The organism is Paenibacillus sp. FSL R5-0341 (assembly GCF_037975235.1).
Classification (GTDB): Bacteria; Bacillota; Bacilli; order Paenibacillales; family Paenibacillaceae; genus Paenibacillus; species Paenibacillus amylolyticus_A.
Genome location: NZ_CP150241.1, coordinates 19,865 through 44,961, shown reverse-complemented (window position 1 = coordinate 44,961; position 25,097 = coordinate 19,865). Strand labels below are relative to the sequence as shown.

General features: G+C 46.7%; 29 protein-coding genes and 1 riboswitch. Of the genes, 2 read left to right on the top strand and 27 right to left on the bottom strand.

Annotated elements, in window-relative coordinates; genetic code table 11:
- Nucleotides 1–58: 58 nt before the first annotated feature.
- Both MKX75_RS00225 and pth read right to left on the bottom strand, forming a co-directional pair.
- Complete coding sequence (locus MKX75_RS00225) at nucleotides 59–289, bottom strand: anti-sigma-F factor Fin family protein (RefSeq protein ID WP_017691368.1); 231 nt, start codon at nucleotides 287–289, stop codon at nucleotides 59–61.
- Nucleotides 290–386: 97 nt separating this feature from the next.
- The gene (gene pth, locus MKX75_RS00220) at nucleotides 387–947 is read right to left on the bottom strand and encodes an aminoacyl-tRNA hydrolase (RefSeq protein WP_062838091.1); all 561 of its coding nucleotides are present in this window, start codon (nucleotides 945–947) and stop codon (nucleotides 387–389) included.
- Nucleotides 948–1,088: 141 nt separating this feature from the next.
- Here pth and MKX75_RS00215 point away from each other — a divergent pair, with 141 nt between their 5' ends.
- The gene (locus tag MKX75_RS00215) at nucleotides 1,089–1,289 is read left to right on the top strand and encodes a hypothetical protein (RefSeq protein WP_024633712.1); all 201 of its coding nucleotides are present in this window, start codon (nucleotides 1,089–1,091) and stop codon (nucleotides 1,287–1,289) included.
- Nucleotides 1,290–1,588: 299 nt separating this feature from the next.
- Here the strand turns inward: MKX75_RS00215 and MKX75_RS00210 are convergent, their stop codons facing one another.
- From MKX75_RS00210 to MKX75_RS00145, 14 genes are all read right to left on the bottom strand, one after another.
- The gene (locus MKX75_RS00210) at nucleotides 1,589–2,542 is read right to left on the bottom strand and encodes a ribose-phosphate diphosphokinase (RefSeq protein WP_017691370.1); all 954 of its coding nucleotides are present in this window, start codon (nucleotides 2,540–2,542) and stop codon (nucleotides 1,589–1,591) included.
- Between the two features lie 100 nt (nucleotides 2,543–2,642).
- Complete coding sequence (glmU, locus tag MKX75_RS00205; protein WP_339167927.1) at nucleotides 2,643–4,043, bottom strand: bifunctional UDP-N-acetylglucosamine diphosphorylase/glucosamine-1-phosphate N-acetyltransferase GlmU; 1,401 nt, start codon at nucleotides 4,041–4,043, stop codon at nucleotides 2,643–2,645.
- Nucleotides 4,044–4,111: 68 nt separating this feature from the next.
- Nucleotides 4,112–4,306, bottom strand: coding sequence for a hypothetical protein (locus tag MKX75_RS00200; protein ID WP_124118801.1), 195 nt, complete (start codon nucleotides 4,304–4,306; stop codon nucleotides 4,112–4,114).
- Between the two features lie 83 nt (nucleotides 4,307–4,389).
- A complete protein-coding gene (gene spoVG / locus MKX75_RS00195; RefSeq protein WP_017691372.1) occupies nucleotides 4,390–4,674 on the bottom strand; it encodes a septation regulator SpoVG in 285 nt (94 codons plus the stop codon).
- A gap of 188 nt (nucleotides 4,675–4,862) precedes the next feature.
- On the bottom strand, nucleotides 4,863–5,690 hold the full coding sequence (purR, locus tag MKX75_RS00190; protein WP_062838094.1) for a pur operon repressor: 828 nt from the start codon (nucleotides 5,688–5,690) through the stop codon (nucleotides 4,863–4,865).
- Between the two features lie 97 nt (nucleotides 5,691–5,787).
- Nucleotides 5,788–6,642 (bottom strand): 4-(cytidine 5'-diphospho)-2-C-methyl-D-erythritol kinase, encoded by an 855-nt coding sequence (ispE, locus tag MKX75_RS00185; protein ID WP_062838109.1) that lies wholly within the window; start codon nucleotides 6,640–6,642, stop codon nucleotides 5,788–5,790.
- Nucleotides 6,643–6,791: 149 nt separating this feature from the next.
- The gene (locus MKX75_RS00180) at nucleotides 6,792–6,968 is read right to left on the bottom strand and encodes a small, acid-soluble spore protein, alpha/beta type (RefSeq protein ID WP_017691375.1); all 177 of its coding nucleotides are present in this window, start codon (nucleotides 6,966–6,968) and stop codon (nucleotides 6,792–6,794) included.
- 251 nt (nucleotides 6,969–7,219) lie between these two features.
- Nucleotides 7,220–7,495, bottom strand: a complete 276-nt coding sequence (locus MKX75_RS00175; protein ID WP_053778931.1) for a Veg family protein — start codon at nucleotides 7,493–7,495, stop codon at nucleotides 7,220–7,222.
- A gap of 153 nt (nucleotides 7,496–7,648) precedes the next feature.
- Entirely contained in the window at nucleotides 7,649–8,545 is an 897-nt protein-coding gene (gene yabG / locus MKX75_RS00170; protein WP_062838095.1) for a sporulation peptidase YabG, read from the bottom strand.
- 59 nt (nucleotides 8,546–8,604) lie between these two features.
- Entirely contained in the window at nucleotides 8,605–9,507 is a 903-nt protein-coding gene (gene rsmA / locus MKX75_RS00165; RefSeq protein WP_339167925.1) for a 16S rRNA (adenine(1518)-N(6)/adenine(1519)-N(6))-dimethyltransferase RsmA, read from the bottom strand.
- A gap of 4 nt (nucleotides 9,508–9,511) precedes the next feature.
- Nucleotides 9,512–10,057: a ribonuclease M5 gene (gene rnmV, locus MKX75_RS00160; RefSeq protein WP_062838096.1), complete on the bottom strand. Its 546-nt coding sequence runs from the start codon at nucleotides 10,055–10,057 to the stop codon at nucleotides 9,512–9,514.
- Nucleotides 10,058–10,212: 155 nt separating this feature from the next.
- Nucleotides 10,213–11,397 carry a 3D domain-containing protein gene (locus MKX75_RS00155; protein WP_076334091.1) on the bottom strand — a complete coding sequence of 395 codons (1,185 nt, stop codon included), beginning with the start codon at nucleotides 11,395–11,397 and terminating at the stop codon, nucleotides 10,213–10,215.
- A 273-nt stretch (nucleotides 11,398–11,670) separates the two neighbouring features.
- A riboswitch (cyclic di-AMP (ydaO/yuaA leader) is annotated at nucleotides 11,671–11,924 on the bottom strand.
- A gap of 241 nt (nucleotides 11,925–12,165) precedes the next feature.
- Nucleotides 12,166–12,936 (bottom strand): TatD family hydrolase, encoded by a 771-nt coding sequence (locus tag MKX75_RS00150; RefSeq protein ID WP_339167923.1) that lies wholly within the window; start codon nucleotides 12,934–12,936, stop codon nucleotides 12,166–12,168.
- Nucleotides 12,937–13,268: 332 nt separating this feature from the next.
- The gene (locus MKX75_RS00145) at nucleotides 13,269–14,546 is read right to left on the bottom strand and encodes an HD domain-containing protein (protein WP_339167921.1); all 1,278 of its coding nucleotides are present in this window, start codon (nucleotides 14,544–14,546) and stop codon (nucleotides 13,269–13,271) included.
- 317 nt (nucleotides 14,547–14,863) lie between these two features.
- On the opposite strand from MKX75_RS00145, the gene MKX75_RS00140 reads away from it, so the two are divergent.
- Nucleotides 14,864–15,118, top strand: a complete 255-nt coding sequence (locus MKX75_RS00140; protein ID WP_024633700.1) for an AbrB/MazE/SpoVT family DNA-binding domain-containing protein — start codon at nucleotides 14,864–14,866, stop codon at nucleotides 15,116–15,118.
- Nucleotides 15,119–15,400: 282 nt separating this feature from the next.
- Here the strand turns inward: MKX75_RS00140 and rsmI are convergent, their stop codons facing one another.
- The 11 genes from rsmI to MKX75_RS00085 form a co-directional block, all read right to left on the bottom strand.
- Nucleotides 15,401–16,285: a 16S rRNA (cytidine(1402)-2'-O)-methyltransferase gene (rsmI, locus tag MKX75_RS00135; RefSeq protein WP_339167918.1), complete on the bottom strand. Its 885-nt coding sequence runs from the start codon at nucleotides 16,283–16,285 to the stop codon at nucleotides 15,401–15,403.
- Nucleotides 16,286–17,065: a tRNA1(Val) (adenine(37)-N6)-methyltransferase gene (locus tag MKX75_RS00130; protein WP_339167915.1), complete on the bottom strand. Its 780-nt coding sequence runs from the start codon at nucleotides 17,063–17,065 to the stop codon at nucleotides 16,286–16,288.
- Between the two features lie 95 nt (nucleotides 17,066–17,160).
- Nucleotides 17,161–17,529 (bottom strand): DNA replication initiation control protein YabA, encoded by a 369-nt coding sequence (yabA, locus tag MKX75_RS00125; protein WP_017691386.1) that lies wholly within the window; start codon nucleotides 17,527–17,529, stop codon nucleotides 17,161–17,163.
- A gap of 28 nt (nucleotides 17,530–17,557) precedes the next feature.
- Nucleotides 17,558–18,358 carry a stage 0 sporulation family protein gene (locus MKX75_RS00120; protein WP_053778939.1) on the bottom strand — a complete coding sequence of 267 codons (801 nt, stop codon included), beginning with the start codon at nucleotides 18,356–18,358 and terminating at the stop codon, nucleotides 17,558–17,560.
- 118 nt (nucleotides 18,359–18,476) lie between these two features.
- Nucleotides 18,477–19,448: a DNA polymerase III subunit delta' gene (gene holB, locus MKX75_RS00115; protein WP_062838101.1), complete on the bottom strand. Its 972-nt coding sequence runs from the start codon at nucleotides 19,446–19,448 to the stop codon at nucleotides 18,477–18,479.
- Nucleotides 19,449–19,457: 9 nt separating this feature from the next.
- The gene (locus MKX75_RS00110; protein WP_017691389.1) at nucleotides 19,458–19,901 is read right to left on the bottom strand and encodes a YaaR family protein; all 444 of its coding nucleotides are present in this window, start codon (nucleotides 19,899–19,901) and stop codon (nucleotides 19,458–19,460) included.
- 347 nt (nucleotides 19,902–20,248) lie between these two features.
- The gene (locus MKX75_RS00105; protein ID WP_017691391.1) at nucleotides 20,249–20,578 is read right to left on the bottom strand and encodes a cyclic-di-AMP receptor; all 330 of its coding nucleotides are present in this window, start codon (nucleotides 20,576–20,578) and stop codon (nucleotides 20,249–20,251) included.
- A 60-nt stretch (nucleotides 20,579–20,638) separates the two neighbouring features.
- Entirely contained in the window at nucleotides 20,639–21,286 is a 648-nt protein-coding gene (gene tmk / locus MKX75_RS00100; RefSeq protein WP_017691392.1) for a dTMP kinase, read from the bottom strand.
- A 216-nt stretch (nucleotides 21,287–21,502) separates the two neighbouring features.
- The gene (locus MKX75_RS00095) at nucleotides 21,503–22,195 is read right to left on the bottom strand and encodes an LrgB family protein (protein WP_083679751.1); all 693 of its coding nucleotides are present in this window, start codon (nucleotides 22,193–22,195) and stop codon (nucleotides 21,503–21,505) included.
- Nucleotides 22,165–22,542 carry a CidA/LrgA family protein gene (locus MKX75_RS00090; protein ID WP_153028332.1) on the bottom strand — a complete coding sequence of 126 codons (378 nt, stop codon included), beginning with the start codon at nucleotides 22,540–22,542 and terminating at the stop codon, nucleotides 22,165–22,167. The genes MKX75_RS00095 and MKX75_RS00090 overlap by 31 nt, the downstream gene beginning before the upstream one ends.
- Nucleotides 22,543–23,123: 581 nt before the next feature.
- On the bottom strand, nucleotides 23,124–24,950 hold the full coding sequence (locus tag MKX75_RS00085; protein WP_339167909.1) for an aminotransferase class I/II-fold pyridoxal phosphate-dependent enzyme: 1,827 nt from the start codon (nucleotides 24,948–24,950) through the stop codon (nucleotides 23,124–23,126).
- Nucleotides 24,951–25,097: the final 147 nt, after the last annotated feature.

The window sequence follows — 25,097 nt, the reverse complement described above, 5'->3', positions numbered from 1 at the left end:
GTGGAGCGTTATTACGCAACCGCCCTCAACTGTCATTCGATCCTGTTACAGGCGATGTCTACTGAAGCGGACTCGCGAGCAGACTAAGCTCTGGATTGTGCTCCAGGGCTTCCTTACAGTAATCACATGTAATCCGAACGGTAATATCACCACCGGAATTATACGCTATTATATCCCTCCGCTCGTCGGGGGTCAAGAAATGAAAGCCAAGCTCTACTTCCGTTATCCGGGCAGAATCGATTCGTCCAATAAAGGTACGGCAATGCCGACATACGTAATTCACTGACATGTTTATGCCTCCTGAACATGGTTTATACGTCCAGTATGTCCAGTATGGCTGAATCGAACCCGTCTTTTTGATCATTTTACCAGTATGTCTTACAGAATTAACCGTTAAACTTCGCCATTGTTTGTTCAAACGTATGAGTCAAGCTATGCTCCAGGGCATCACACGTTTGCTCAATGGTCTGATCAAGGGCCTCTTTTTCTTTTTTCATAAATGTCGACAGTACATAATCGACAATGGCATGTCCTGGTTCAGGCCGGGATATTCCCATGCGTACCCGGTTAAACTGCTGTGTACCGGTATGCTGAATAATGGACTTGATCCCATTATGTCCGCCTGCACTGCCTTGATAACGCAATCTAACTTTTCCAATCTCTGTATCCATGTCGTCGTACACAACAATCAGATCTTCAAGACTAACTTTATAAAAGTCCATATACGCTCGAACCGATTCACCAGATAAATTCATAAAGGTCATTGGTTTGATCAGTACTGTTTTCACACCGCCGATGTTGCCTTCTCCAATCAGCGCCTTACATTTACTCTGTGTAATGGAGATACTATGACGATCAGCCAACCGATCCAGTGCCATAAAACCGATATTATGACGGGTTTTGGCATAGTTCGAGCCTGGATTTCCAAGTCCGACAATCCACTTCATCTTGTTCCCTCCTTCGGATTAGCCTGAGGTGAGGCATAGACTTCGAATGTTATATTTCATATAATATCAGGAAAGTAAAGATCCGAATTTACTGTAGTATTCACAGTTATTATTTTATCAACCCAGGAAGGTGAGCGGGTTTTGCGCGAAGACAACGGACAACTGACTCAACATAGCGATTTTATCTATCATCTCGAATATCACGTACCTGTACAGGTATACGACCGCGACACCCATATTGAGATTGGTCTCATCACTCGTTTCGATAATCAATTCGTCGAGATTGCCGACACGCTCTTTCATCGGCGTCGTTTCCGATTTATCTCCCGCCCCGGGTATTAACCATATAAGATGAACGAACCATTTTACACTGGATCACTGCGCGTGCAGAAACATCTTCCGATCGCTGTTATCCCCAAATTTTTTGATTCCCTTTTCAAAGGGAAAATCCGGTGATAAAGGCGAACGCTTCGCTTCTTCAGATCTTTTCTGCCCTCTCCGTTATTGTGTAAATGAGTAGTTCAAACTTATATGGACTGACCAGCGTCTGTTTCACCTTTAATAAAACGGCACGCCGACAGGGGTTACATTTTCCATTGAACCGGAAAACGTAACCCCTCTACTACTTTATGCAGACTTCCTTATTCAATTTCAAACAGCTTGCTGATTGACAATTCCTCATGAACCCGGATAATTGCTTCTCCGAGCAAAGGCGCTACAGACAACACTTTGAGTTTGCTTGTCGGATTAGCATGCGTAATTGGAATGGTATCCGTTACGATGACTTCCTTCAATGGTGCATTCTCCAAACGTTCCATCGCAGGTCCGGACAATACTGGGTGAGTACAGCACGCGTATACTTCTTTCACGCCGCCTTCCATCAGAGCATTCGCTCCCAGTACAATCGTTCCCGCCGTGTCAATAATGTCATCGATCAGAATGGCTGTTTTACCCTCGATGTTACCGATAATGTTCATCACTTCGCTCACATTCGGCTCAGGACGACGTTTGTCGATAATCGCAAGAGGTGCATTCAGGAAATCAGCCAGTTTACGTGCGCGGACTACGCCACCGTGGTCAGGTGACACGACAACTGGATTTTCGATCTGTTTCGACCGGAAATATTGAGCCAGAATCGGCACGCCGAGCAAATGGTCGACCGGAATGTCGAAGAATCCCTGAATCTGCATTGCATGCAAGTCCATCGCGATAACACGGGTTGCACCCGCTTTTTCGATCAGGTTGGCAACCAGTTTCGCCGTAATTGGGTCACGTGAACGTGCCTTGCGATCCTGTCTTGCATAGCCATAGTAAGGAATAACGACGTTAATCGTCTTGGCAGATGCCCGTTTAAGTGCATCAATCATAACGAGCATTTCCATCAGGTTGTCATTAACCGGCAAGCAAGTGGACTGCACGATGTAGACGTGACAACCCCGAACACTCTCGGAGAGTTTCACTTGAATTTCGCCATCACTGAAGCTAGTTGTGTGAGATTCACCCATGGGAATCCCGATATAATCAGCAATTTGATGGGCGAGCTTGGGGTTAGAATTGCAAGTAAATATTTTTAATTTCGAATCAAAATAAGTCATAAAATAAAAACCCTCCGTGCTGGTTCATTGGAATCAATAAGCGTCTGCGACATGTCGGCACCTCCCGGTCTTCGGGAGGCAATCTTGTTATCAAAACCCCTTATTGGGGTTTGGCATTTTGTTTCTTGGCTTTGGCACGTCCGCGAATCTTCTCCGCATAGCCAGGTTTATTCTCCTGACGTGGACGAGCAATGGCCAGATCATTCTCGGGAACGGAATGGGTAACGGTGGAACCAGCAACCACATAAGCGCCTTTTCCTACCGTAATCGGTGCAATCAGATTGACGTTGCTGCCTACAAAAGCATCATCTTCAATCGTTGTCACAGCTTTATTATAACCATCATAATTGACAGTTATTGCCCCACATCCAACATTTACGTTTTTGCCTACTTTGGCATCTCCAATATAGCTGAGATGAGATACTTTGGAACCTTCATCAATTGTAGCATTTTTCACTTCGACAAAGTCACCAATTTTTACGTTGCGACCCAGTTTAGTCCCTGGACGCAAATTAGCATATGGACCTACCGTTGCATCAGAACCAATTTCGGCATTGGATACTACCGAATGTTTAATCGTAACTCCGTCCTGAATAACACTGTCTTCCACATCTGCCTGAGGACCAATATGGCATGCTTCACCAATGGAAGTTGTGCCTTTGAGGATCGTCCCCGGATACAATACCGTATCTGCTCCAATCGTAACATCCGCTCCGATATATGTCGATGACGGATCAATGATTGTAACACCGTTCAACATATGGCGTACGGCGAGACGTTCACGCATGAAGGCTTCGGCTTGTGAAAGCGCGAGTCGGTCGTTAACCCCGATGGATTCTGCGATGTCATCTGACATATAAGCCTCAACGACTTCTCCATCATTGCGGAAAATGCCAACCACGTCTGTGAGATAATACTCTCCCTGAGCGTTCTGGTTCGTCACTTTTTCCAGGGCTGCGAACAATTTTGCATTATCAAAACAGTATGTGCCCGTGTTAATCTCATTCACAGCATCTTCCTGCTCTGTGCAATCCTTTTGTTCCACAATCCGTTGTACAGACCCATCTTCTCCGCGAATCACGCGGCCATAGCCTTTGGGATTGTCCAACTGAGCCGTAAGAACTGTGGCTGCAGCTCCGCTGCTCTCATGCAGCTTCATCAGACCTTCCAACGTCTCACTGGTCACAAGTGGTGTATCTCCGCAGACCACAATTGTAGATCCAGTTTCACCGCCAAGCAAGGATTTAACTTGCTTCACTGCATGACCTGTACCCAGTTGTTCCGCCTGAAGTGCATACTCTGCTCTGGAACCCAAAAATGACTGCACCGCTTCGGCACCATGACCGACTACAACTACACTGCGTTCAACGCCTGCGCTGAGTGCTGCATCCAGCACATGTCCAACCATAGGTTTACCGCATACGGGATGCAGTACTTTGTACAATTTTGATTTCATTCGTTTCCCTTGCCCTGCGGCAAGAACGATTGCCATTCGTTTCAAAATTAACGACCTCCTGTTCTGAAAATCCCATTGAATTGCATTGCTGATCTATATCCAATGAGTATCGTTCAGCCGGCTTCAAGCCGGTCCTGTTCATCGCCTGCTGTCTCTGTAATCACACGTAACAACGCGGACACCAACGAATCGTGACCTATATGTATACGCCGTGTACCTGCGAGCTTAACCGAATCCCAATGATTCCTAAGATGCCGCCCTGCCACCAAGCGCACGATGCGCTTTTTGTTCTCTGCTAATAAACTCAATACTGAATATATCTTATTCCGGTCAAAAAGAAAAGAGAGCCATAAGACATGGCTCTCTTTTCCTTCGAACCCCAATAATGTTCTCAGGCACCTTCTTCAATGACTTCTTCCTCAGTTGCTGCACGATCGTATTCAGTCAAAACTGCTGCCTGAATCTTCTCACGAGTACCGGAAGAGATCGGGTGGGCGATATCACGGAACTCTCCGTCAGGAGTACGCTTGCTTGGCATAGCAACAAACATTCCGTTGTTACCATCAATGACACGAATGTCATGAACGACGAATTCGTTATCGATGGTAATGGATGCGATAGCCTTCATTCTCCCCTCCGAGTTAACACGGCGGAGTCTGACATCCGTAATTTGCATGTGTGTGTTCACCACCTTTTTCCATCAGAACTTGGTGTATAATTCCACACAGCCTATACGAACTCCTTCTTTTTATAACCACAAAAATTTCCTAATTTCAGGAATTTTTTTATTTAATACACAATTCGACAACGTTAGTGCCAGGTCGATGGAAAAGAACCTTTACCGACACAAAATTCGTCATCTTTCTACAGGTCGAAATAGTTACCAGGCTTGACGGAAATGTGTCTGCTCTTGGCATCAACCGCTGTCAGCTTCGCCAGAGAGACGTAATCCGTTAGCAAGCGCTCCTCTGAATCTACAGAACCAGATTCCACCAGTACCCCTACCCCGGCTACCGTAGCATTAAACTCGGCCAAAAGATCGATCATTCCTTGCACCGTACCACCGGCCTTCATGAAGTCATCCACAATGAGTACTCTGGAATGCTCGCGCATCGCTCTGCGGGACAGGGACATGGTATGCAGACTTTTATGGGACCCGGATACATAATTGATACTTACGGCCGATCCTTCTGTAGCCTGATGGTCCCTGCGTACGAGCACGACAGGCAGGTTGAGCTGGGCTCCGGTCGCATAAGCCAGTGGGATTCCCTTGGTTTCTACCGTCATAACCACATCAATATTCATATTGCCAAAGGCCGTTGCAAAGATCTTGCCGGCTTCATTCATCAATGCGGGTTGTCCAAGCAGATCGGACATGTACAGGTATTCTCCAGGCAAGATCCGATCAGGCTGCGCAAGCTGGGTCGACAGTCGCTCCGCAAATGCCAGTGCCAGTTCTCGAGACACTTTCGGAATCCATCTTACTCCCCCGGCTGCTCCAGCCAGTGTATGCAGTTCTCCTGACCCACCTTCTTCGAACACTTCCTTGATAATCGCCAAATCTTCACTAATCGAAGACTTCGCAGCTCCATAGCGTTCGGCAAATGTGGTCAACGGAATAACCGTATGCGGTCTGGACAATAAGTATTGCGTCATTTCAACCAGCCTTGCGCTTCGTTTTAACTTCTTCACAGAGATCCATCCTCACGATCACGGAAACATCCAAATCCGAATAATTATTTAAAAATATACCACCTTTATACGTGTTTGTACATTATAAAAGCGAATTTTAAGTCAACATACGTACAGCGTATACTTCTTTGCAGAAGCCGCGCAGACCATTGTAGATCCGGGCAACCTTGGATTCTTTGGAGACCAGACCGAATACCGTTGGACCACTGCCGGACATCAACACGCCGTCTGCACCGAGACGAATCATGGCATCCTTCAGATGCTGAACTTCCGGATACAGCTTCAACGTTACATCTTCAAGCACATTGCCCATCTGGTTGCACACTTCCGTAAATGATTGGTTACGAATAGCCTGCTCCATTTTGGACGCACTCGGATGACGAACAATCTTGTCACTGCGGAACCGTCCGTAGACATCGGCTGTAGACACATTGATCGGAGGCTTGGCCAGAATCACCCAGCATTGCGGCGGATTAGGTATGGGAGTCAATTTCTCACCACGCCCTGTCGCGAGTGCAGTCCCTCCTGTGATACAGAATGGAACATCCGAACCGAGTTCAGCTCCAAGCTCCTGAAGTTCGTGATCCGGTATATTCAGCCGCCACAGACGGTTCAATCCACGCAGCGCTGCTGCTGCATCACTGCTGCCTCCGGCAAGTCCAGCTGCAACCGGAATCTTTTTATCCAGATGAATATGGACGCCCGTACGCACGTTATAGCGCTCCTTAATAAGCCTGGCTGCCTGGAAGGCCAGATTCTTCTCGTCCAGCGGGATATATCCAGCCTGACTGGAGATGAAAATGGTATCTCGCGGCAACTCCGACATTTCCAGCCGATCAGCCAGATCGACCATGGTCATGATCATTTCAACCTCATGGAATCCATCGCTTCTTTTATGTAAAACGTCCAGCATCAAATTAATTTTAGCAGGCGCTTTTTCGTAAATTTTCAAGGCGTTCACCCGTCCTCACCTTTTCCCTAAGACAACTTAACATATTATATCAAAATGGGGCTGTCAAGTCATTTCTATTCCGCATCTAAGGGGAAAAAGCGGGGTTATTCCTCACGGATTTCCCCGCTTTTCAGTCTGCTTGAACCGGATTAAGATTTGCGCGCAGCCTGCTCAGCCAGTTGAATGGCTCTTTTCACCATGTTTCCTGCATCCTTGGCTTTAATTCCGCCCCAGCCTTCCTGTTGCACCGTATCATAGAAACCCAGGTCTTTTGCCAGCTCATTCTTCAGATCCTCTGACATGACACTTCTTCTTCTCCGACTCATGAACCATCCTCCTCCAAAGTAATTTCATGATGTGATGAGTTCGTTCACCTTTTGGACATTTTAGCATCAGGCCCGGTTCAGCTCCTGCATTTGCTTTAGGAAACTGTTCCTTCACCTGTCCAAGTAGTATGCCGCGACCGTTCCTCGCTCATTCCTGCGTATGTATCGTTTACCTTTGGAGGTGAATTGGGGATTTAGTAAAAACAAAAAAGCGATCCGCCTTGTGGGGCGAATCGCCTGTAAAACGATACTTACGTCTCCATGTAGGAGCTATGCGTCTGGCTGCCCGGGTCAAAGACCATGACTTCCACCGATTCCGTAAGTATATCCGCATAACTATAAGATACTCGCTTGAAGGTTTCTTGCTCCTCATCAAGCTTAACGATAAAAACAGAAGGGTACGTTTCTTCCAATACACCCGTACGCTCAATGGTCTTACGGCGGCCACCATTAGCCCGCAACATAATTTTCTGACCTATATGTGCGTCGAGATTGCGTTTGATATCCAACAGCGTGTTTTTAGCCATTGTCGACGACCACCTCTTTTCTTGTCCATTATACCGGATTTTACAGTCATTGTCAAATCAAAACTAATTATTATATCAGCATCAAAAAGTTGTTGTCAATGAATTTTTTTGCAAACAAAAAAAGCCCCAAATTGGGACTTTAAATGGCCTACATCAGACTGCCGATGGGTTCACTTTTAGCGTAGATAAATCATTTAATCCCGGCAGACCTACCCGGTAACTCCCGCGTGTCTCCACACCACCCACGCCCTGGCTACCACTGATGGTATTGTGCAGGACATCGTTCATGTTGACGGTATCCCTAACAGATGTGAAGGAGGCCTTGGCTGCCACATAGACCGGATCAAGTGCATGAATGAGAATTCTGCCCGGAGAACTGGCAAAGTTCGCTCCAGCGCGCAGCAGTGCCTCAAAATGGGACTGACAGGCTCCTGCCACTATGGTGAGTGCATCCAGATGGCGTTCGTATTGTCTGGCCACCTGAATGGCTGACACAAAATTTTGCGAGTTCTTGTAGCTACCAAGACTATATAAGTCGTAGGGCTGACGTGTCTTAAGTACCCCATCATGACCCGTAATGACCACGATATCCGGACGTACTTTGGGTAATAAACGGTATAAGGTATCTGCCATTGCGGATTCATGGACATATTGTCCCTCTGCGGGAACACGAAGTTGCTCATAGAGATCCATACTTTTTTTCAAATAATTCGGATCTCCGTCCAGATGAAGCACCTTGCCAGGCATTTCAAAATAAGCCGGTTCCTGCTGGGCAGACCAATCCTGCACCAGACCTTCACGATTCCGCTCTGCCTGTTCCATACGATTCTGCTGCAGGCGGGACAAGGTCTGATGTGCCTTAATATGCGCCTGTCTGGTCTTTGCGCTTTGTGGTTCGTAGGGAACCTGTATCAAATCGTCCACCGGGGAATCAGCAATCAGCCGGAACTCAGTCCCTTTAATGACCGCAGCATCCAACTGAAGGCCTTCCACCCGAAAAGTCACATCGCCGCCGTATGACTTCCGAACGACCAAGTCTCCGATATTCATCAACGTAATCACCTCTACCCCATCGTATGGGCAGAGACCCGGTTTGGTTCATTCGAATTTTACAGCGCGGCGCGTACCCCTGCTTCCCACATCACGGTGCTGAGTGTAGCGTACTCCTGCAAACTTAACGTCTCTCCGCGTCGGGACGGTTGAATACCTGCCTGCTCCAGCAGAATGTCTGCCTGTTCCCGGTTCTCCTTCGTGAAAAAACGTGCTTTCAGGTTGTTCGAGATTGTTTTTCTCCGCTGGGCAAAAGAAGCCTGTACCACTTCGAAGTAGTGTGCTTCATCCGGAATCTCCACGGGCGGTTGCTCACGCACCTTCAGCTTAATAACAGCCGACTCCACGTTAGGTTGCGGAATGAAGACCGTAGGAGGCACAATACACACAAGCTCCGGCATACTGTAGTACTGAACCGCGATGCTCAGACTTCCGTAGTCTTTCGATCCTGGTGCAGCAGCCATGCGTTCAGCCACTTCTTTTTGAATCATGACAACGATGCTGTCTACCGGCAGCTTCTCTTCCAGCAGTTTCATCATGATTGGGGTCGTTACATAGTAAGGCAGGTTAGCCACGACACTAACTTTGTCCACGGATGCAAAATCCGTATTAAACAACTCAGCCAAGTCAAGCTTCAGTACATCCCCATGATGAACACGTACATTCGAATAAGGCTGCATCACTTCTCCCAGGATGGGGATCAAGCGCTGATCAATCTCTACAGCTGTGACAGGACCTGCTACCCGAGCCAAACGCTCCGTAAGTGCTCCAATACCCGGCCCAATCTCCAACGCGCCCTTGAACTCGTCCAAATCGGCTGCATTCACGATTTTGTTCAGTATATTTTGATCAATCAGAAAGTTCTGACCCAGACTTTTCTTGAATGAGAATCCGTGTCTTTGAATAATCTCTTTGGTTCGCTTGGGCGTTGCAATTTCTATCGTCTCTTCCATGTCCTTCATATGCTCACAATCCTTCACGTTCAATTTGCGCTAATGCTGTAGAGAACTCTTCCCGTGTAATCTGAAATACACTGAGACGCTTGTGGAACTGCTTCCCGTTACAATATCCGATGCCTAGCAGATTGCCCATCTCCATGCGACGTGCGGCAGCCTGTGGATGCACGATAAGTCCTGCCGCGATCAGGTCCTCCCAATCGATCAGACTCGGAGCACCTTCGTATGAAGTATGTACGCGTTCCAGCGCGTGCCGTATCGCCTCCGGTGAGGCGTTCTCCACTCCAATGTCCCCTTTGCGCGTCGCATCCGCTTCTGGAATGAAGGCATGCTTGCAGCCAGGGACCTTGTTCGCAATAATTTTACGAATGCGTTCGCCGGCATGATCCGGATCTGTCAGTACGATGACTCCCCGTCTCTCCTGAGCAAGCGCAATCCGCTTCAAAATGCGCTGGTTGATGGCTGATCCACCTGTTTCTATTGTATCGGCTTCCACGGCCCGACGAATGGCTACCGTATCGTCACGGCCTTCCACCACTATGACTTCTTTTATCATGTTCCATTTCTTCCTTTCTAACGCAAAAAGAAGAGGAATATCCTCTTCTCTGCCAAACGGCGGGGGAGACTGAATTCAGACCCCTCCGCCGCATATTCCGCATGAATCATTCATGCAACTATTTTATAGCATTCCCATTTCAAAGTAAAACGATTTTAGTTCGCTTCCGGCTTCACCGGACCGATCACGTAGACCGTCTTGCCTTTCTTGCGTCCAAAATTCAGAGCATGCTTCACACTGTCATAATATACATCAATTTTGTTGCCTTTAATGGCACCGCCTGTATCTTCCGCACGACGGAAGCCCAGACCTTCGATATATACCCACCAGCCAATTGGAATGACTTTGGGATCAACCGCAATGGTGCGCCCTTCCGTTACACGAGTACCGGAAGCTGTTTTAGTGCCGATGCCAGGCTCTTCGGAAGAGTAGGCAGTCATGGATACATTTTTAAGTACTTTGGAGTATTTAAAAGAAGTTCCGGATACGGTAATCACTTTGCTGCCCGAGGCAGAGGTTTTCTTCGAGTTCGTTGTTGTTGCCTGTTTGGTTGTTGAAGTTTGAGCCGATACGGTCTGAATCACAGGCTCTTTTACGACCGGTTTTGCTTTGGTGCCGACTGCGATCACTTTATCTACACGATTATTCGCGACGGATTTGCCGACCATTTTTTTGGAGACCAATTCTCCATCCTGAAATACCTTTTCGATATGCTGGACAAGTGTGCCTTCTTTGCCGTTTACAACAACACGGTTATCCCCTTTGTACAAGCTAGGGTCAGCCGTTTTGATCACTTTATAAGCGATCGGTTGTTCTACATCCACTGTACGCTTTGTTACCCGCACTACACGGATTTTCATATCCGCTTTGACTGTAGTTCCAAGCGCCGGATACACTTTGTCATTACTTGCAACTTGAATACCTGATTTTTGAATTGCCTCTTGTACCGATGAATCGGTTGTATACAGAGTCTTGGTGTCTCCGTCTGCCGTAATGTTAACTGGAACGGCCCGCTCAATAACGATTCGGTCTCCATCTGTAATCGCCCCGTTCATGGACATGGATACCTTATCGTGAGGGCTGACTGTGATTGACTGCTCCTCCAGCATTTCCTGAAGCATTCCTGTACGAGTCTCTACCACCTGAGCTTTGCCATCAATAACCAGTGAAATTTGTTTCCCGGCCTGACCGTAAACGACTAACAAGATCATGATTGTAAGCGCAATTGAGAAAATCGCGATCAATGCCATTTGACGCATGTTCTCATGCTTCCACCGCAACGCGAAAGACTTACTGGATGATCGTGACTCATGGGTCTCTTCTGGTTGGAATGTGCCCACTTCTCCGTCCTCCTTCATAGCCTCGTCGTCTAAAGTAATGCATGATGTCTTTGACGTGACTATACCAAATTTTCTACAGAACACAGATTGGACCAACATAATCCGGTTCTGCACCATGAATCAATCTTCGCAACATGATGTCATCCTCCTGAATACCTACCGTATGATGACAACATTTCTTTTATTCAAAAACAAAAAAGCCAAAGAAAGAGTGTAAGAGGAACTCTTTCGTGGCTTCCGAATGATTCTGAATATCGGAAATTCATGCACGAGGTTGCCTCTCTTTTTCCGCTTGCGAGGTTAGCTGTCGGGTTCGGGCGAAAGAGAGCCGCCCTATCTTAGGTCACCCGCTCATGGCGGACGCCCTTGAATTCACCCCGAGACCCAAAGAAGAAATCAAATACGGCTTCGCAGATCCTTTCGCTGCTTTTGGGTCAGCGAATGATGCGCACCGGCCAAATACACCGATGTTTAAGCCCTATTGGTTCCCCCGCTCTCCGTTAACGGAGACTCAGCGAGACTGATTCATGAAAGTAATGTTGCTTCCTCGGAAAGTGTCCCTTTGTTCATCCCCCGAACATCTGTCCAATTTTCCGCACAACAATTCACTGAAAAGATGATATCCTGTTTTGATGCATGTTGTAAAGCGTTGATCAAGTACGTTTTTCTGAATATTTGGTTAAAATATTGTAATATTCTTGATTTATTTGGATCAAAGAGCAAATTAACTCCGCTTAACTCCCTTTTTCACCTGATTTACTCGTTTTTTTAACGAATCCCAAATCGTTCCATGGCATTTTTGGTGGTTATTGCAGCAATTTCCTCTACCGAAATGCCTTTAATTTCCGCAGCTGCCTCTGCAACCAGACGTACATGCGCTGTCTCATTTCGTTTTCCACGGTACGGATGAGGTGTCAAATATGGCGCATCTGTCTCAATGAAAAACCGGTCCATAGGAACCTTCTCCAGAACCTCTTTTGGCTGCTTTGCATTTTTGAATGTGATTGGACCTCCGAAGGACAGATGGAAGCCCATATCGAGACAACTTTTCGCGGTTTCCCAGCTGCCGGAGAACGAGTGCATCACACCGCCAACCTCGCCCGCCTTCTCTTCACGCAAAATTCTTATAATATCCTCGTGTGCATCCCGATTATGGATGACAATTGGCATGTTCACTTCACGAGCCAATGCAATCTGTTGTCGTAATACGCGATGCTGCACTTCCTTCGGTGAAGTATCCCAGTGATAATCCAATCCAATCTCACCGATTGCAACTACTTTTTCATGCTTGCATAAAGATGCAATCCACTCCAGATCGCCCTCCTGCATCGAGATCGCATCTACCGGATGCCACCCTACAGCTGCATATATAAAGTCATACGTTTCGGCCAGTTTCATTGTCGTTGGAATCGTCTCCCGGTTAAAGCCAATGTTGATCATGCGACCAACCCCGGCGTCCACAGCACGCTGAATCATGTCCTCGCGGTCCTCGTCGAATTGTGGTGCATCCAGATGTGTATGTGTGTCGAACAGCATCATGTTTATATCTCCCTTCATGTCGAACTAACGACTATCTTCTCTTGGAAATTTAATTTAGAAAATCCATTATTTTAATGCTGCGTAAAGAAAATTTTAAAAATCCGTGGATTGCCCATCATTACTCTCATTTCTTCACAAACTACAATATATAGAAGATACACGGATATTTAGATCTATATATCGCTACTTATGATGACTCAACCTACTTTCTTTTACAAAATTATGTCGATCTACATATACTCCCCATTAAAGCAGATTACTGTATCATGAAAAATAGCTCTTTTAGAAAGTGTTTTGATATCGAAATTCTTCACCAAGTTGTATCTTCACCATTACAAGAAATAGGGGCGTATATGGGACGGTAATTCGTGAATAATCGCATCCACCTTGTTTTGCGGGTAATACAAATGATGTTTTCCCCGATGCAGCCCACTGATGGAACGGACAATGTCGGATACCTCTGACAACTCATGTAACTTGTCCTGTCGATCGAGCAGCAGAATCTGCTTATCCGTAGATTCATCCGGACGAAACACATCATACGGATTATCCGACGGAAAATCAATTTCAAGATCATATTCGGGATTGAGACCTGCCTGAACAAAAGCTTCCCGAATCTCTTCCATCATTGTCAAGTCGGTCTGTTCAAGCTCTACATACTTATATAACTTGCGATCCATAAAACGTTCGCATAACTCACTCAGAACAGCATCGTCCTCCTTGCGCCACTGCGTAAATGCCGTCTGAATCAAAGCTTCATCCAACTGTAAATATTCCTCTACCGAAAGTTCTCCTTCAAATAATTGAGGTAGTGGATCGATCATGAAGCGGAATTGAAAACCTTCATGTATCAGTGTTTTCGCTCGCTTGAATATTTGCCGCAATATAATTTCGGAACTACGGGTTACCGGATGGAAGTAAATCTGCCAATACATCTGATACCGAGACATTAAGTAATCCTCTACAGCATGCATGCCTGAATCTTTGACTACAATCCGTCCATGATAAGGGCGCAGCATGCGAAGGATACGATCAAGGTCGATTGTTCCGTAGTTTACTCCTGTAAAATAAGCATCCCTGAGCAAGTAATCCATTCGGTCCGCATCAAGAGGACTGGTTACCAGATTGACCACAATCGGCTGCTCATACGTTTTTTGAATTACAGAAGCCACTTTCTCAGGAAAATCAGGAGCATACCGTCTTAAGATCGCCCCTACTTCGGTATCACCTGTAATGATGCGACAAGTCCAATCTTCGTGATTCATGTCAAAAGCTTCCTCGATGGAGTGAGAGAATGGCCCATGCCCAAGATCATGAAGTAAAGCTGCGCACAGAGCTACAATCTTTTCTTCCTTCGGCCAATCCGAATAATGACTTCTTTCAAATTGAGAAATGATCTTTCGCGTAATCTCATAAACACCCAGTGAATGTGAGAAACGACTATGCTCTGCCCCATGAAAGGTAAGGTAAGAAGTTCCCAACTGCCGAATCCGGCGTAAACGCTGAAACTCGGGAGTGTTAATTAACTCCCATATAACTGGATCTTGCACGTGAATATAATTATGTACCGGATCTTTAAACACTTTCTCTTCCGTTAAACGTTGTTCCATATCGACTCACTCCTTTAATTTCTCTTATATTAACGCTTTGATCTCTACAATTCACCAAAGATTCGACACAAAATGACGAACTTTGTCGAATAACGTAGTTTTGTCGTTTTCCAAATCGACAAAGCTGACATTGATGTTTAAATACGAAAAACGGCTTACAATCCCTTACCACCAGTAACCTTGTGAAAAACAGCCTTAATTTTAAGCTAATTTTAAGGTTGACTGTTTTGGGAATCGTTGGTATGATGAGTATCATAAAACATAAAATAATGTCGAATAATGACAATGATAGTTAGCTGAGAGGAGCACTGATTATAATGATGAAATCAACAGGTATTGTAAGAAAAGTGGACGAACTGGGACGGGTAGTTATTCCAATCGAATTGCGCCGTACGCTCGGTATTGGTGAAAAAGATGCTCTGGAAATCTATGTTGACGGCGAGCGCATCATGTTGAAAAAATACGAGCCTGCTTGTATCTTCTGTGGTAATGCAGAGAACGTTACTTACTTCAAAGGTAAAATTGTTTGTAACGAATGTATTTCCGAAATCCCTGCACCTGTGACAAAATAAGAAAAAACAGGTATACTGGACTTATCTAAATTGTTATTTCTAACCTTTTTAATATTCCTTAATGGCCTTCCCGGTGTGAACCCCACCGTGGAAGGTATTTTTTTGCCCTGTTATGGGTTCCATTACCCAAAACGGGTCTGTCACACGCCAAATGGGAGAGAGCGGTAAATTTTATTTGGAGTTTTTTTGAACCGCTCTGCTTTTTTAAGATTCCACTAAGGTTGGGTATAAGGTTCTTTTCAGGTTATGTTCCCCATTACAGAAGATATTTGTTTAGTTTAGCTACTCGATTAACGCATTATATACATCCCGCTTCGTCAGACCACGATCGGTTGCCGTTTTTTTCATCGCATCTTTACGGTTATGTCCTTCACCCTCATAATGGCTGACGTGATCCGCAAGTGACATGAGCTGCCACCATGCTTCGCGCTCAGCCTTACGCTCCTCTTCCTTAATGCCTTCTACCAGCAAACAGTACTCGCCAAGAGGTGGGTGCTCTTCAAGCCAGTCTATGCATTCCTTCACACTCCCCCTTGCGAACTCTTCATGACGCTTGGTTAGTTCACGAGCCAGGACAATCGAGCGATCACCCAAAATTTCTTCGAGGTGGACTAATGTTTTTCGGATACGGTGAGGTGATTCATAAAATAACAAAGTCCCGTTGGATTCGTCAAAAGCCTCCAGCACTTTTCGCATGTCCTTTTTCTCCCGCGGCAAAAAACCGCCGAATGTAAAACGCTCCGTCGGTAATCCGGACACGATCAGAGCAGACAACGCAGCATTGGGTCCAGGGATGGGAATAACCGTTATTCCGGCTTGCAGCGCAAGCTGCACAAGGTCGGAACCAGGGTCCGAAATGGCTGGCAGACCGGCATCACTGACGAGTGCCAGATTTTTTCCTTCTATTATATAGCGTATCAGTTCAGGGCCACTTGCTCCCTTATTATGCTCGTGATAACTAAACAACATGGACGGTGTAATCTCAAAATGGGTAAGCAGCTTTCGAGTCTGGCGTGTATCTTCTGCTGCAATGATGTCACAGCTCTGCAAAGTCTTGATTGCCCGGAAGGTCATATCCTCCAGATTACCAATGGGTGTTCCAACCAGATACAGCTTACCTGATCCTTCAGGCTGCTCCGCATAACTTTTCTGAATATGCAAAGTCATCTAAAGTCCTCCCTTCGTTGTACGCTCAGCATGCTGCTGACCATAGTAAATATCCATAATTTCATCACAGTATTTCCCCTCTTCATTGTAGACAATGAGTGGAGGAAGCATCCTTACTTCGGGTTTACCATCTTTCATTCCTTCAATTAATACCATGTTGGCTTCCAGATGAGCACGGGGATGTACCATCCGAATCCGTTTTGGCTCCAGCTTATAATCGCGCATGAGCGAGATAATCTCTGCAAGACGCTGTGGACGGTGAACCATCGATACTTTGCCCCCATTACGTACAAGTCGACTGCAAGCCTGGATCACTTCTTCCAGCGTACATCCGATCTCATGACGTGCCATTGCCTGGTGTGTATTCATTTTGAGATCACTACCATTCAGAGGCATGTATGGGGGATTAACCGTTATTGCATCATAGACAGCGTGACCCGTTTCTTTCACCAGTTCTCGCAAATCACCTTCACGAATCATAATCGACTCGTCCAGTTCATTTAATTGCACGCTGCGACGCGCCATATCAGCCAAACGTGGCTGAATCTCAATCCCTTCCAGACTAGCCTGCGTACGCGTTGTAAGCAGAATGGGAACCACCCCATTACCTGTACACAAATCAAGTACACGTCCCCGTTTGGGTACGGAAGCAAACCGAGCCAACAATACCGCATCCATCGAAAAACTGAATACTTCATCACTTTGAATGATTCTCAGATCATGAGAGAGCAGATCATCAATCCGCTCTGACTCATGTAACACTACTTCATTTGCTTTCATATGTTACGCTCATCCTCCGGTACTCTATATCTCATGTTCATTAAGTTTAGGTTTGTAACCTTGAAAAAAAACCGTAGGGGATCCCTACGGTCACTTCATTTATTCAAAAAAGACAGGCAGAACAGACAATCGCCTTCCGTCCGCAGATGTCCATAATAGACGTTGCAGATATGGAAGCCTTCGTGATACAACCGGGCCAGGTTATCATACCCTTCACCCACAACATCTTCACCTGTAGCCGGACCTGCTGGTCTTGCTACGGGAGCAAGTGCTGAGGAGATCGGCAGATCTGCCGGAGCCTCACGCTTGAGCAGCTTGCGTAACTGCTCATTCTCGATGGTAAGCCGCTGATTATCCTCAAGCAGCTCCTTCACAATCATTTTTAACTCTCCTAAATCACCGTGCAACTGACCCAATTGGGTTTCCATTTCATGAATGTGCGTAAACAGATTTTTCTTTTCCAAGTTTCCACCCCGAAGCAACCTTTATGGTTTACTTGATAACGACGTCATCCAGCGGAAGTTCTTTGACTTTACTGATGTCGAACAGTTGAACATGGACTGTGCGGCTACCGGCATTAATTCCGACAACTTTTCCTTCACCCAATGAGGTGACGACCAATTTGCCTACAGCCGGAAGTTCTTCTCTCACACTTTCATAGTTATCATGCTCAAATTTCAGACAGCACATGAGTCTTCCGCACAACCCTGAAATTTTCGTCGGATTCAGTGACAGGCTCTGATCTTTAGCCATCTTGATTGATACCGGCTCAAAGTCTCCCAGCCAGGAAGAACAACACAACACACGGCCGCATGGTCCGATTCCGCCAAGCATCTTCGCTTCATCACGTACACCAATCTGTCTCAGCTCGATTCGTGTCCGGAAAATACTTGCCAGATCCTTAACCAGCTCCCGGAAATCAACTCTTCCTTCAGCTGTAAAATAAAATATGATTTTATTGCGATCAAACGTAAATTCCACATCGACCAGCTTCATTTTGAGGCCATGGTCTTTGATTTTATTTAAACAAGTACCGAATGCTTCTTTGGCTGCACGCTTGTTCTCATCAACTACACGGGCATCTGTCTCGCCCGCAACGCGGATGACTTTCTTCAGCGGCAACACCACATCGGACTCGCCCACTTCCTTCTTACCTACGACAACCTTACCGTACTCAACCCCCCGCGCTGTCTCCACGATAACGCAGTTTTCTTTCTCAATGGGAAGGTCCAGGGGATCGAAGTAATAAATTTTGCCCGCTTTTTTGAAACGGACACCCACTACACTGTACAAAAAATTAACCCCCTTGTAAGCCAACCCCACTTCGTCTGAAGCCCTGTCTTCTTAGGGAACCCGGCCGAAGTTATAACCGTTTGCATATGATTGGAGCTAACTTTGCCCTCTCCCAGTCTTATGCCAAACCGATCAAAAATTGCTCCAGACAAAGCTGGCCATTGACGTTGAAACGCAATTTTTTTCTGCATGCCGCGGCCATATCCATATAGGAGACCCACTGCTCTGTGCTGCGGGTATGTGCCAACTGAGATAGCATGTCTAACTGATCTATAAAAACGATATGTTCATGCCTATCGTACTGAACATACAGCATGTCCCTAAACCATAGATGGAACAAACTTAGTAACATGTCCAGGTGTTCAGAGAGTCCGGTTTTAAAAAGCTTCTGCTGTGCAGAGATCAATGATGTACTTCCTCTACCCAGGGACTCCTTCCCTAATTGTAACATTACGTTTCTAATTTCTGCAAACCAATTCTGCTGGAGAATTTCTCTACATGCTTCCAATCCTGACGCTAAATGGACGGCAGAGCGAGCCAGATTGGCAGGGTGCCCTTCCTCAATCAGAGATTGCAACATCTCCTCTGGATTCAATGCACTGAACGGCACCAATTGGGAGCGTGAACGGATCGTAGGCAACATGGCCTGTCCATTATCTGTAATCAGGATGCCGACTGCGGGAACCTGTGGTTCCTCCAGAAACTTCAGCAAACTGTTTGCTGCCTGCACCGTCATTTTCTCGGCTTGTTCTATAATATATACCTTGGGATGGCCTGCCTCGGATCGGTATGAAAAGATACGCTGCAGATCCCGGATTTGATCTATTTTAATGTTGTTTCCATCTGGTGCAAGCATGGTTAGATCCGGATGGTTACCATGTTCCACCTTACGACATTCGAGACACTGCCCGCATGCGTCATCTTCAAGCTCTGTACAGAATATTGCCTTGGCAAAGGTAATTGCCGTCTTCCGTTGCCCGCTACCCGATGGCCCGCTAAACAAATACGCATGGCTTATGGCCTGACGTCTCAAACTGCTCTGTAACATTTGCTTGGCCGCTTGTTGACCCATAATCTGTTGAAAGGACATACTTCCTCCTCAGAAGCTTAAATTAATAAGCATCCCCCGAATTTCGCCTACTTGTTGTAATAGAGAGATTTTTCCTTCTTCTGTATCCAGCAGTTCATCAGCCATGGATAACAGAGCGGAGTCAATTTCATCAATCAGCTTGTACCGCTTGCCTCTGCCGCGACGATCCCAACCCCTTGTCTCTTTCATGGATACACCGCGACGAACGGTCTCTTCCAGGAACCTTTTCACAAGTTGCTTATACGCCTTCAGTTCACGAATCGTCATGGAACGTGCCAAGCGATCGCCCTGAAGCTGGATTTCACTAAACCGGCGATTCAGTTCAGCTTGTGAGGCTCGTTCCCCCTGGTGGTTCATCATATCAGAGAAATTTTTGGATTGAACCGGTTTGGAGCCTGAATCAGTAGAACTGATCCCGCTCTGAATCGGTCTGAATCCAGGATTGATTTTCATGGATACGCCCGCTTTCTATCATAGTTAGCCAATCGCCCATCAGCACAGTGCGCGTTGCGCCTGTGCGTGAGGATGAGGCTTTTATATATGCTGATCACATTCTATATATAATGTTAGATACACGTTACCATCAAGGACTTGTTTGTTTGTAGTCAACCTCTTTCCGGATGAGCATTCCCCAGTCAGGAAATGCTCATCCGGAAAGAGTGTGCCCATTCTTCTGATCAAGAAAGGCGTTCCATCAGCGGCACGCACGAACTCTGTCTAAATCTTCCTTCATCCATCGTTTCCAACATGCTTATCAATCATGAAAGACCCTCATGGGATGATCCATGCAAAAGGTTTAATTAGAAATGTTCGAAGCGATCTACCGGGAGAACAAATACAGTAGCTCCACCTACTTGAACTTCAACAGGTAGCGGCAGGTAAGAGTCGGTTGTTCCACTCATCGGTGTGACCGGAGTCACGAGCTGTTCACGAACCTTACAGCTGCTGCGAATGACGTTCATTACGGACTCGACTTGACCATCATCGACACCGATCATAAACGTCGTGTTGCCTGCCTTCAAAAATCCACCCGTACTGGCAAGCTTCGTTGCCCGAAAGTTTGCTTTGACCAATGCGCTGGATAATCGGTTGCTGTCTTTATCCTGTATAATCGCAACAATCAGTTTCATCCTGCATAACCTCCTTTAGAATAAGCACCTTACTAAATGCCCTGTCTATATATTAGACAATTACTCGTCAAAATCCTTCAAAATCCCTGTCTCCAGCGACAAAATCATCGCTGCCAAGACATCCTCCTGCTTCATGGAAGCATCGATAACTCTGATCCGTTCCGGGAACTGCTCTTTTAATAGGAAGTAACCCTCTCGCACTTTACGGTGAAACTCCAGGTTCTCCAGATCCAGACGGTTCACTTCGCGGCCATCATGAGCGTCGATCCGGGCAAGCCCCACTTCAGGCTCGATGTCCAGATATAAGGTCACATCCGGCATAAGATCACCAATCGCAAAGCGATTAATAGCCCATACATTCTCTATCCCAAGTCCACGGGCGTATCCTTGATAGACCAGACTGCTATCGACAAATCGGTCACAGATGACTGCTTTTCCAGCTCTCAGTGCAGGCTCTACCTTCTCCGCCAGATGCTGGCTGCGTGCAGCTGCATACAATAGCGCTTCGGTTCGAGCATCCATTGCCGTATGAAGAGGGTCCAGGATAATGGAACGTATTTTCTCCGCAATCTCAATCCCGCCAGGCTCTCGCGTAACTACGTAAGGTATACCCCGTTCTTCAAAATAAGAACCTATTCTACCGATCATCGTTGTTTTACCGGAACCCTCTCCCCCTTCCAGCGTAATGAATTTACCTCTGCCCTGCATATGCTTCCCTGCTTTCTATGTCGATAATTGCATCTATTGCTGAATTAACAAATATGCTTAGACCCTCTTGCTACAGGATATGATATACCCCGCCCAGAGGTGTATAGCTACAGCTATACTGGTACGTAATAATAACACAAAAATAATACAAGCTTGTTTTCTTTCTATAATACTATAGGTCAGCAGTTACTCCAAGATGAACAACAAAGTAAAGTGTCAACCGTAGATCATCCATACCCATAATGGAAGCATGATGGATCCGGCAATAGCACTGACAATCATGGATACCGAGCTGAGGGCTACCGCATTCTCTCCATATTCGAAAGACCTTGCCATGCCGAGGGCATGAGAAGCTGAACCCAGTCCGATTCCATAGGCATGTTCACTGCGAACCTTGGCCCATTTCAACAGCATCGGCCCCAGTAATATCCCCGAGAAACCTGCAATCATCACAAACAGCGATGTAAACGAGGCGTTGCCTCCAACCTGATCAGCAAGTTGAATAGCCACAGGAGTAGTCACGGACTTTGGCAATAAAGCGATGACCATCTCTTTAGGATACCCGAGCAAAATGGCGATTAAAGCGCCCGTGGCAATACCTGTAATACTGCCTCCGATCGTTCCACCCACAATTGGAATGATATTTTGCTTCAGCACATGCAGATGCCTGGACAAAGGAAAAGCGAGAGAAACGACTGCTGGGCCCAAAAGCTCTTGTATCCATTTGCCACCCAGCATGTAAGTATCCAGCTTTATACCGGAAATCACCAAGATCAGGATCAGGATGGCAGTCGTTGTGAGTACAGGCATAAGTATCGGCCATTTCAGTCTTTTATATAGACGAGTGGCTGGAATATATACAGCAATGGTTAGCGCGATCATTCCAATTCCGAGGATGAATGCTGACAAGGGATCGCCTCCTTTTTACCTGCATGAGACGATCTCCATGTCATGAGCCACTCACTCAATTTGGCAGATATCAGACATGTAATTAATGTACTAACGATCAAACCTAGGACCAATACCAATGTGTTGGCTCTAAAAAAATCAAAATGATTAATAATACCTACAGTGGGTGGGATGAACAACAATTGCAGATGCGATTGAAGCCACGTTGACCCTTCTTCTCCCCAACTCATTTTGATCCATCCCAGTTGAATGGCAATAAACAATACCAGCATGCCCACAATACTGCCTGTTAAGGGCAAATGTAATAGAGCTTGAATCAAGTTTCCAATCCAATAAAAACCGTACATCAACAAAACTTGCAGGACTATTCCTGTATATTTTTTTAGCGGAATACCCAAAGTGGTCCCTTCTTTCTTATGTCTACCTTTGTAAGTTGAACCAGAGCGTGTCTTCAAACCTGCCGAAAGCCGGAATGTAACTAAACGTGTCTGGAGCAGAGCATGGAGCAGGAGCGCTAACGAACCTGTGACGTCTTATTCAGCGATTTGAAGTGCCCGCAACAATCTAAGGAATCTGTAACACGCCATATTGGAGTAACCAGCCGTTTACAGCATGTTTGTTAGGTGAATCTGGTAAACAACGTGTCTCAGGTTCCTTACAAAATAAAAGGAGGACTCGAAGACTCAATAAGACGTCCTCGGTTCCTTAGAAAATCGTCTGGACGATTCGCCAGGATCAGCGAGCCTGGACTTCAAGATGTTGGACACTGACATCCTTCAACGTAATGCATGCCTGAGTTTGAAGACACATCCTAGCAAGTAGATAATGACCAAGAGACCCTCACATGTGTAGGGTCCATTATTGATATCCGTATTGGTCATATAGACTACCTATTGGTGAATGCAATTCAGATTTTTATGTGTAACTTTTAATCCTTCATGACCTTCAATACCTGTAGAGATGCATCTGATATTCCGTGAAACTTTGCTCCTTCATCCCGCAGGAGTTGTATACGTGCCACCATCGATGGGCTTAGGCGTTCCCCCGGATATACAAGCGGAATCCCTGGAGGATACGGGACTACCATCTCAGCTGATCGACAGCCCGCACTTTCTTCTATCGGGACATTGATCGTATCCGTCTCCACAATCGGTTGCAGTGTAAAGGAGATCGGTTCCGAGTAGCGAGTGTTTTCTTGTAAATTGTTCCACGTGGAAATATAATGAGCAGAACCTTTGGCAAGCTGTTGCGGTGGCTCTGCATTGGATTGGATCTGCTCATGCCCATTGGCAGAGCTGATGTGGTGTAAAGCCTGCAACAGGTGCTGAGCATCTTGCACCGTCGAGCCCAGGCTGAAGAGCAAGACGACGTACCGCTCGTCGCTCATCTCAGGCACACAGCCGCATGCTTCCAACTGCTGCTGTAGCCCATAACCGCTCAGTACCCCTGTGCCGTCATAGATGACGGCCTTAAATGAGTCCTGAGCGGTATACCCCGCGGCAGCTGGCATTGCCGCCGCGGTCAGGCCCTCCCGTGTCTGCTGCGCAGCGGACACGGACATGCCAGCCGGCTTCGCTGTTCCGGCTGGCGGTTCTTGCTGCAGCGGCTGTGCAGGCTGCAGCAACTGGAAGCGCGGCAGCTCCGCAAGGCCGCGCTTAAAGGCATTCACGGCGGCGAGCCCCGCCGTGAATGTGTTCGCGCCCTGCACGTGCAGCAGCCGGCGCGCCAGATCGAGCGAAGCCATCACCGGGTATGATGGGCTTGAACTTTGCACCATGGCCAGGCGCTGCCTTAACAGGGACCGATTTAACCGTGGTCCCTGAATGTGCAGCATGGCACCCATGGTGAAAGCCGTCAGCATCTTATGTGTCGACTGCACCACACCGTCTGCTCCGCACGACAGTGCAGAGACAGGCAGCTCCGGATGCTGCCCATAATGCGCGCCATGCGCTTCATCCACGAGCAATGGCATGCCAGCAGCGTGGCATACCTCGGCTATAGGCGTCAGATCAGCGCCCATGCCGTAATAATTGGGCAAAGTGACGAGTACGCCCTTTGCCTCAGGATAGGACTGGACAGCAGCCTGAACCGTCTCTACCGACGGCATGACCGCAAGTCCAGACGCAGGATCGACCCACGGCTCCAGAAATACAGCTCTTGCACCTGCCAGCATTAACCCGTGAATAACGGATTTGTGTACATTCCGCTGCACCAGTACAATACTGTTCGGCTCATCACACACAGTGAGCAATAAGGACAGATTACCTGCCGTACTGCCTCCCACAAGAAAGAAACTTTCCTCGGCACCAAAACAATCTGCCGCAAGCTCCTGCGCTTCCTGGATCACACCTTCCGGATGATGCAAATCGTCGGTGCCCGTAATCTCCGTAACATCCATCTCCATCATCTCCAGAAATGAACGCACCGGTATCAGTTCTATTTCCGAACAAGCCCCTTCATCGCCAGAACGTTTCCCACTACCCAGATCAGCCCCATGTTCATCCACCGAACTGAAACGCTCTACCCTATGGTTAGCATTCTTACCTACATCCCTCTGAGTCTCTCCGTTTTGCTGGTGTTCTTCATTAACAATTTCTTTAATAGGAAGTTGTCCCGTTTCTGCTTCTTCCACCAAATGTCGGTAAGCTTGTCCATTCTTATGCCCAGGCACATGAAAAGAACGCTGCTTCGAATCACGATACGCAAGCAACGCTTCATATAAAGGGGCTCTACTTGATTTATTTTTATGATCCATGAAGTACCATCCTGTACATATATAATGTGCGCCCGATGCGCTTCAAAATGCATTCTAATCTAAGCAACGCCCTTCTTCCCCATTTTCACACGCGTTACTGCAAATTTCCCATATCATTATATCAGCATACGCCTTCCTTGGATGGCA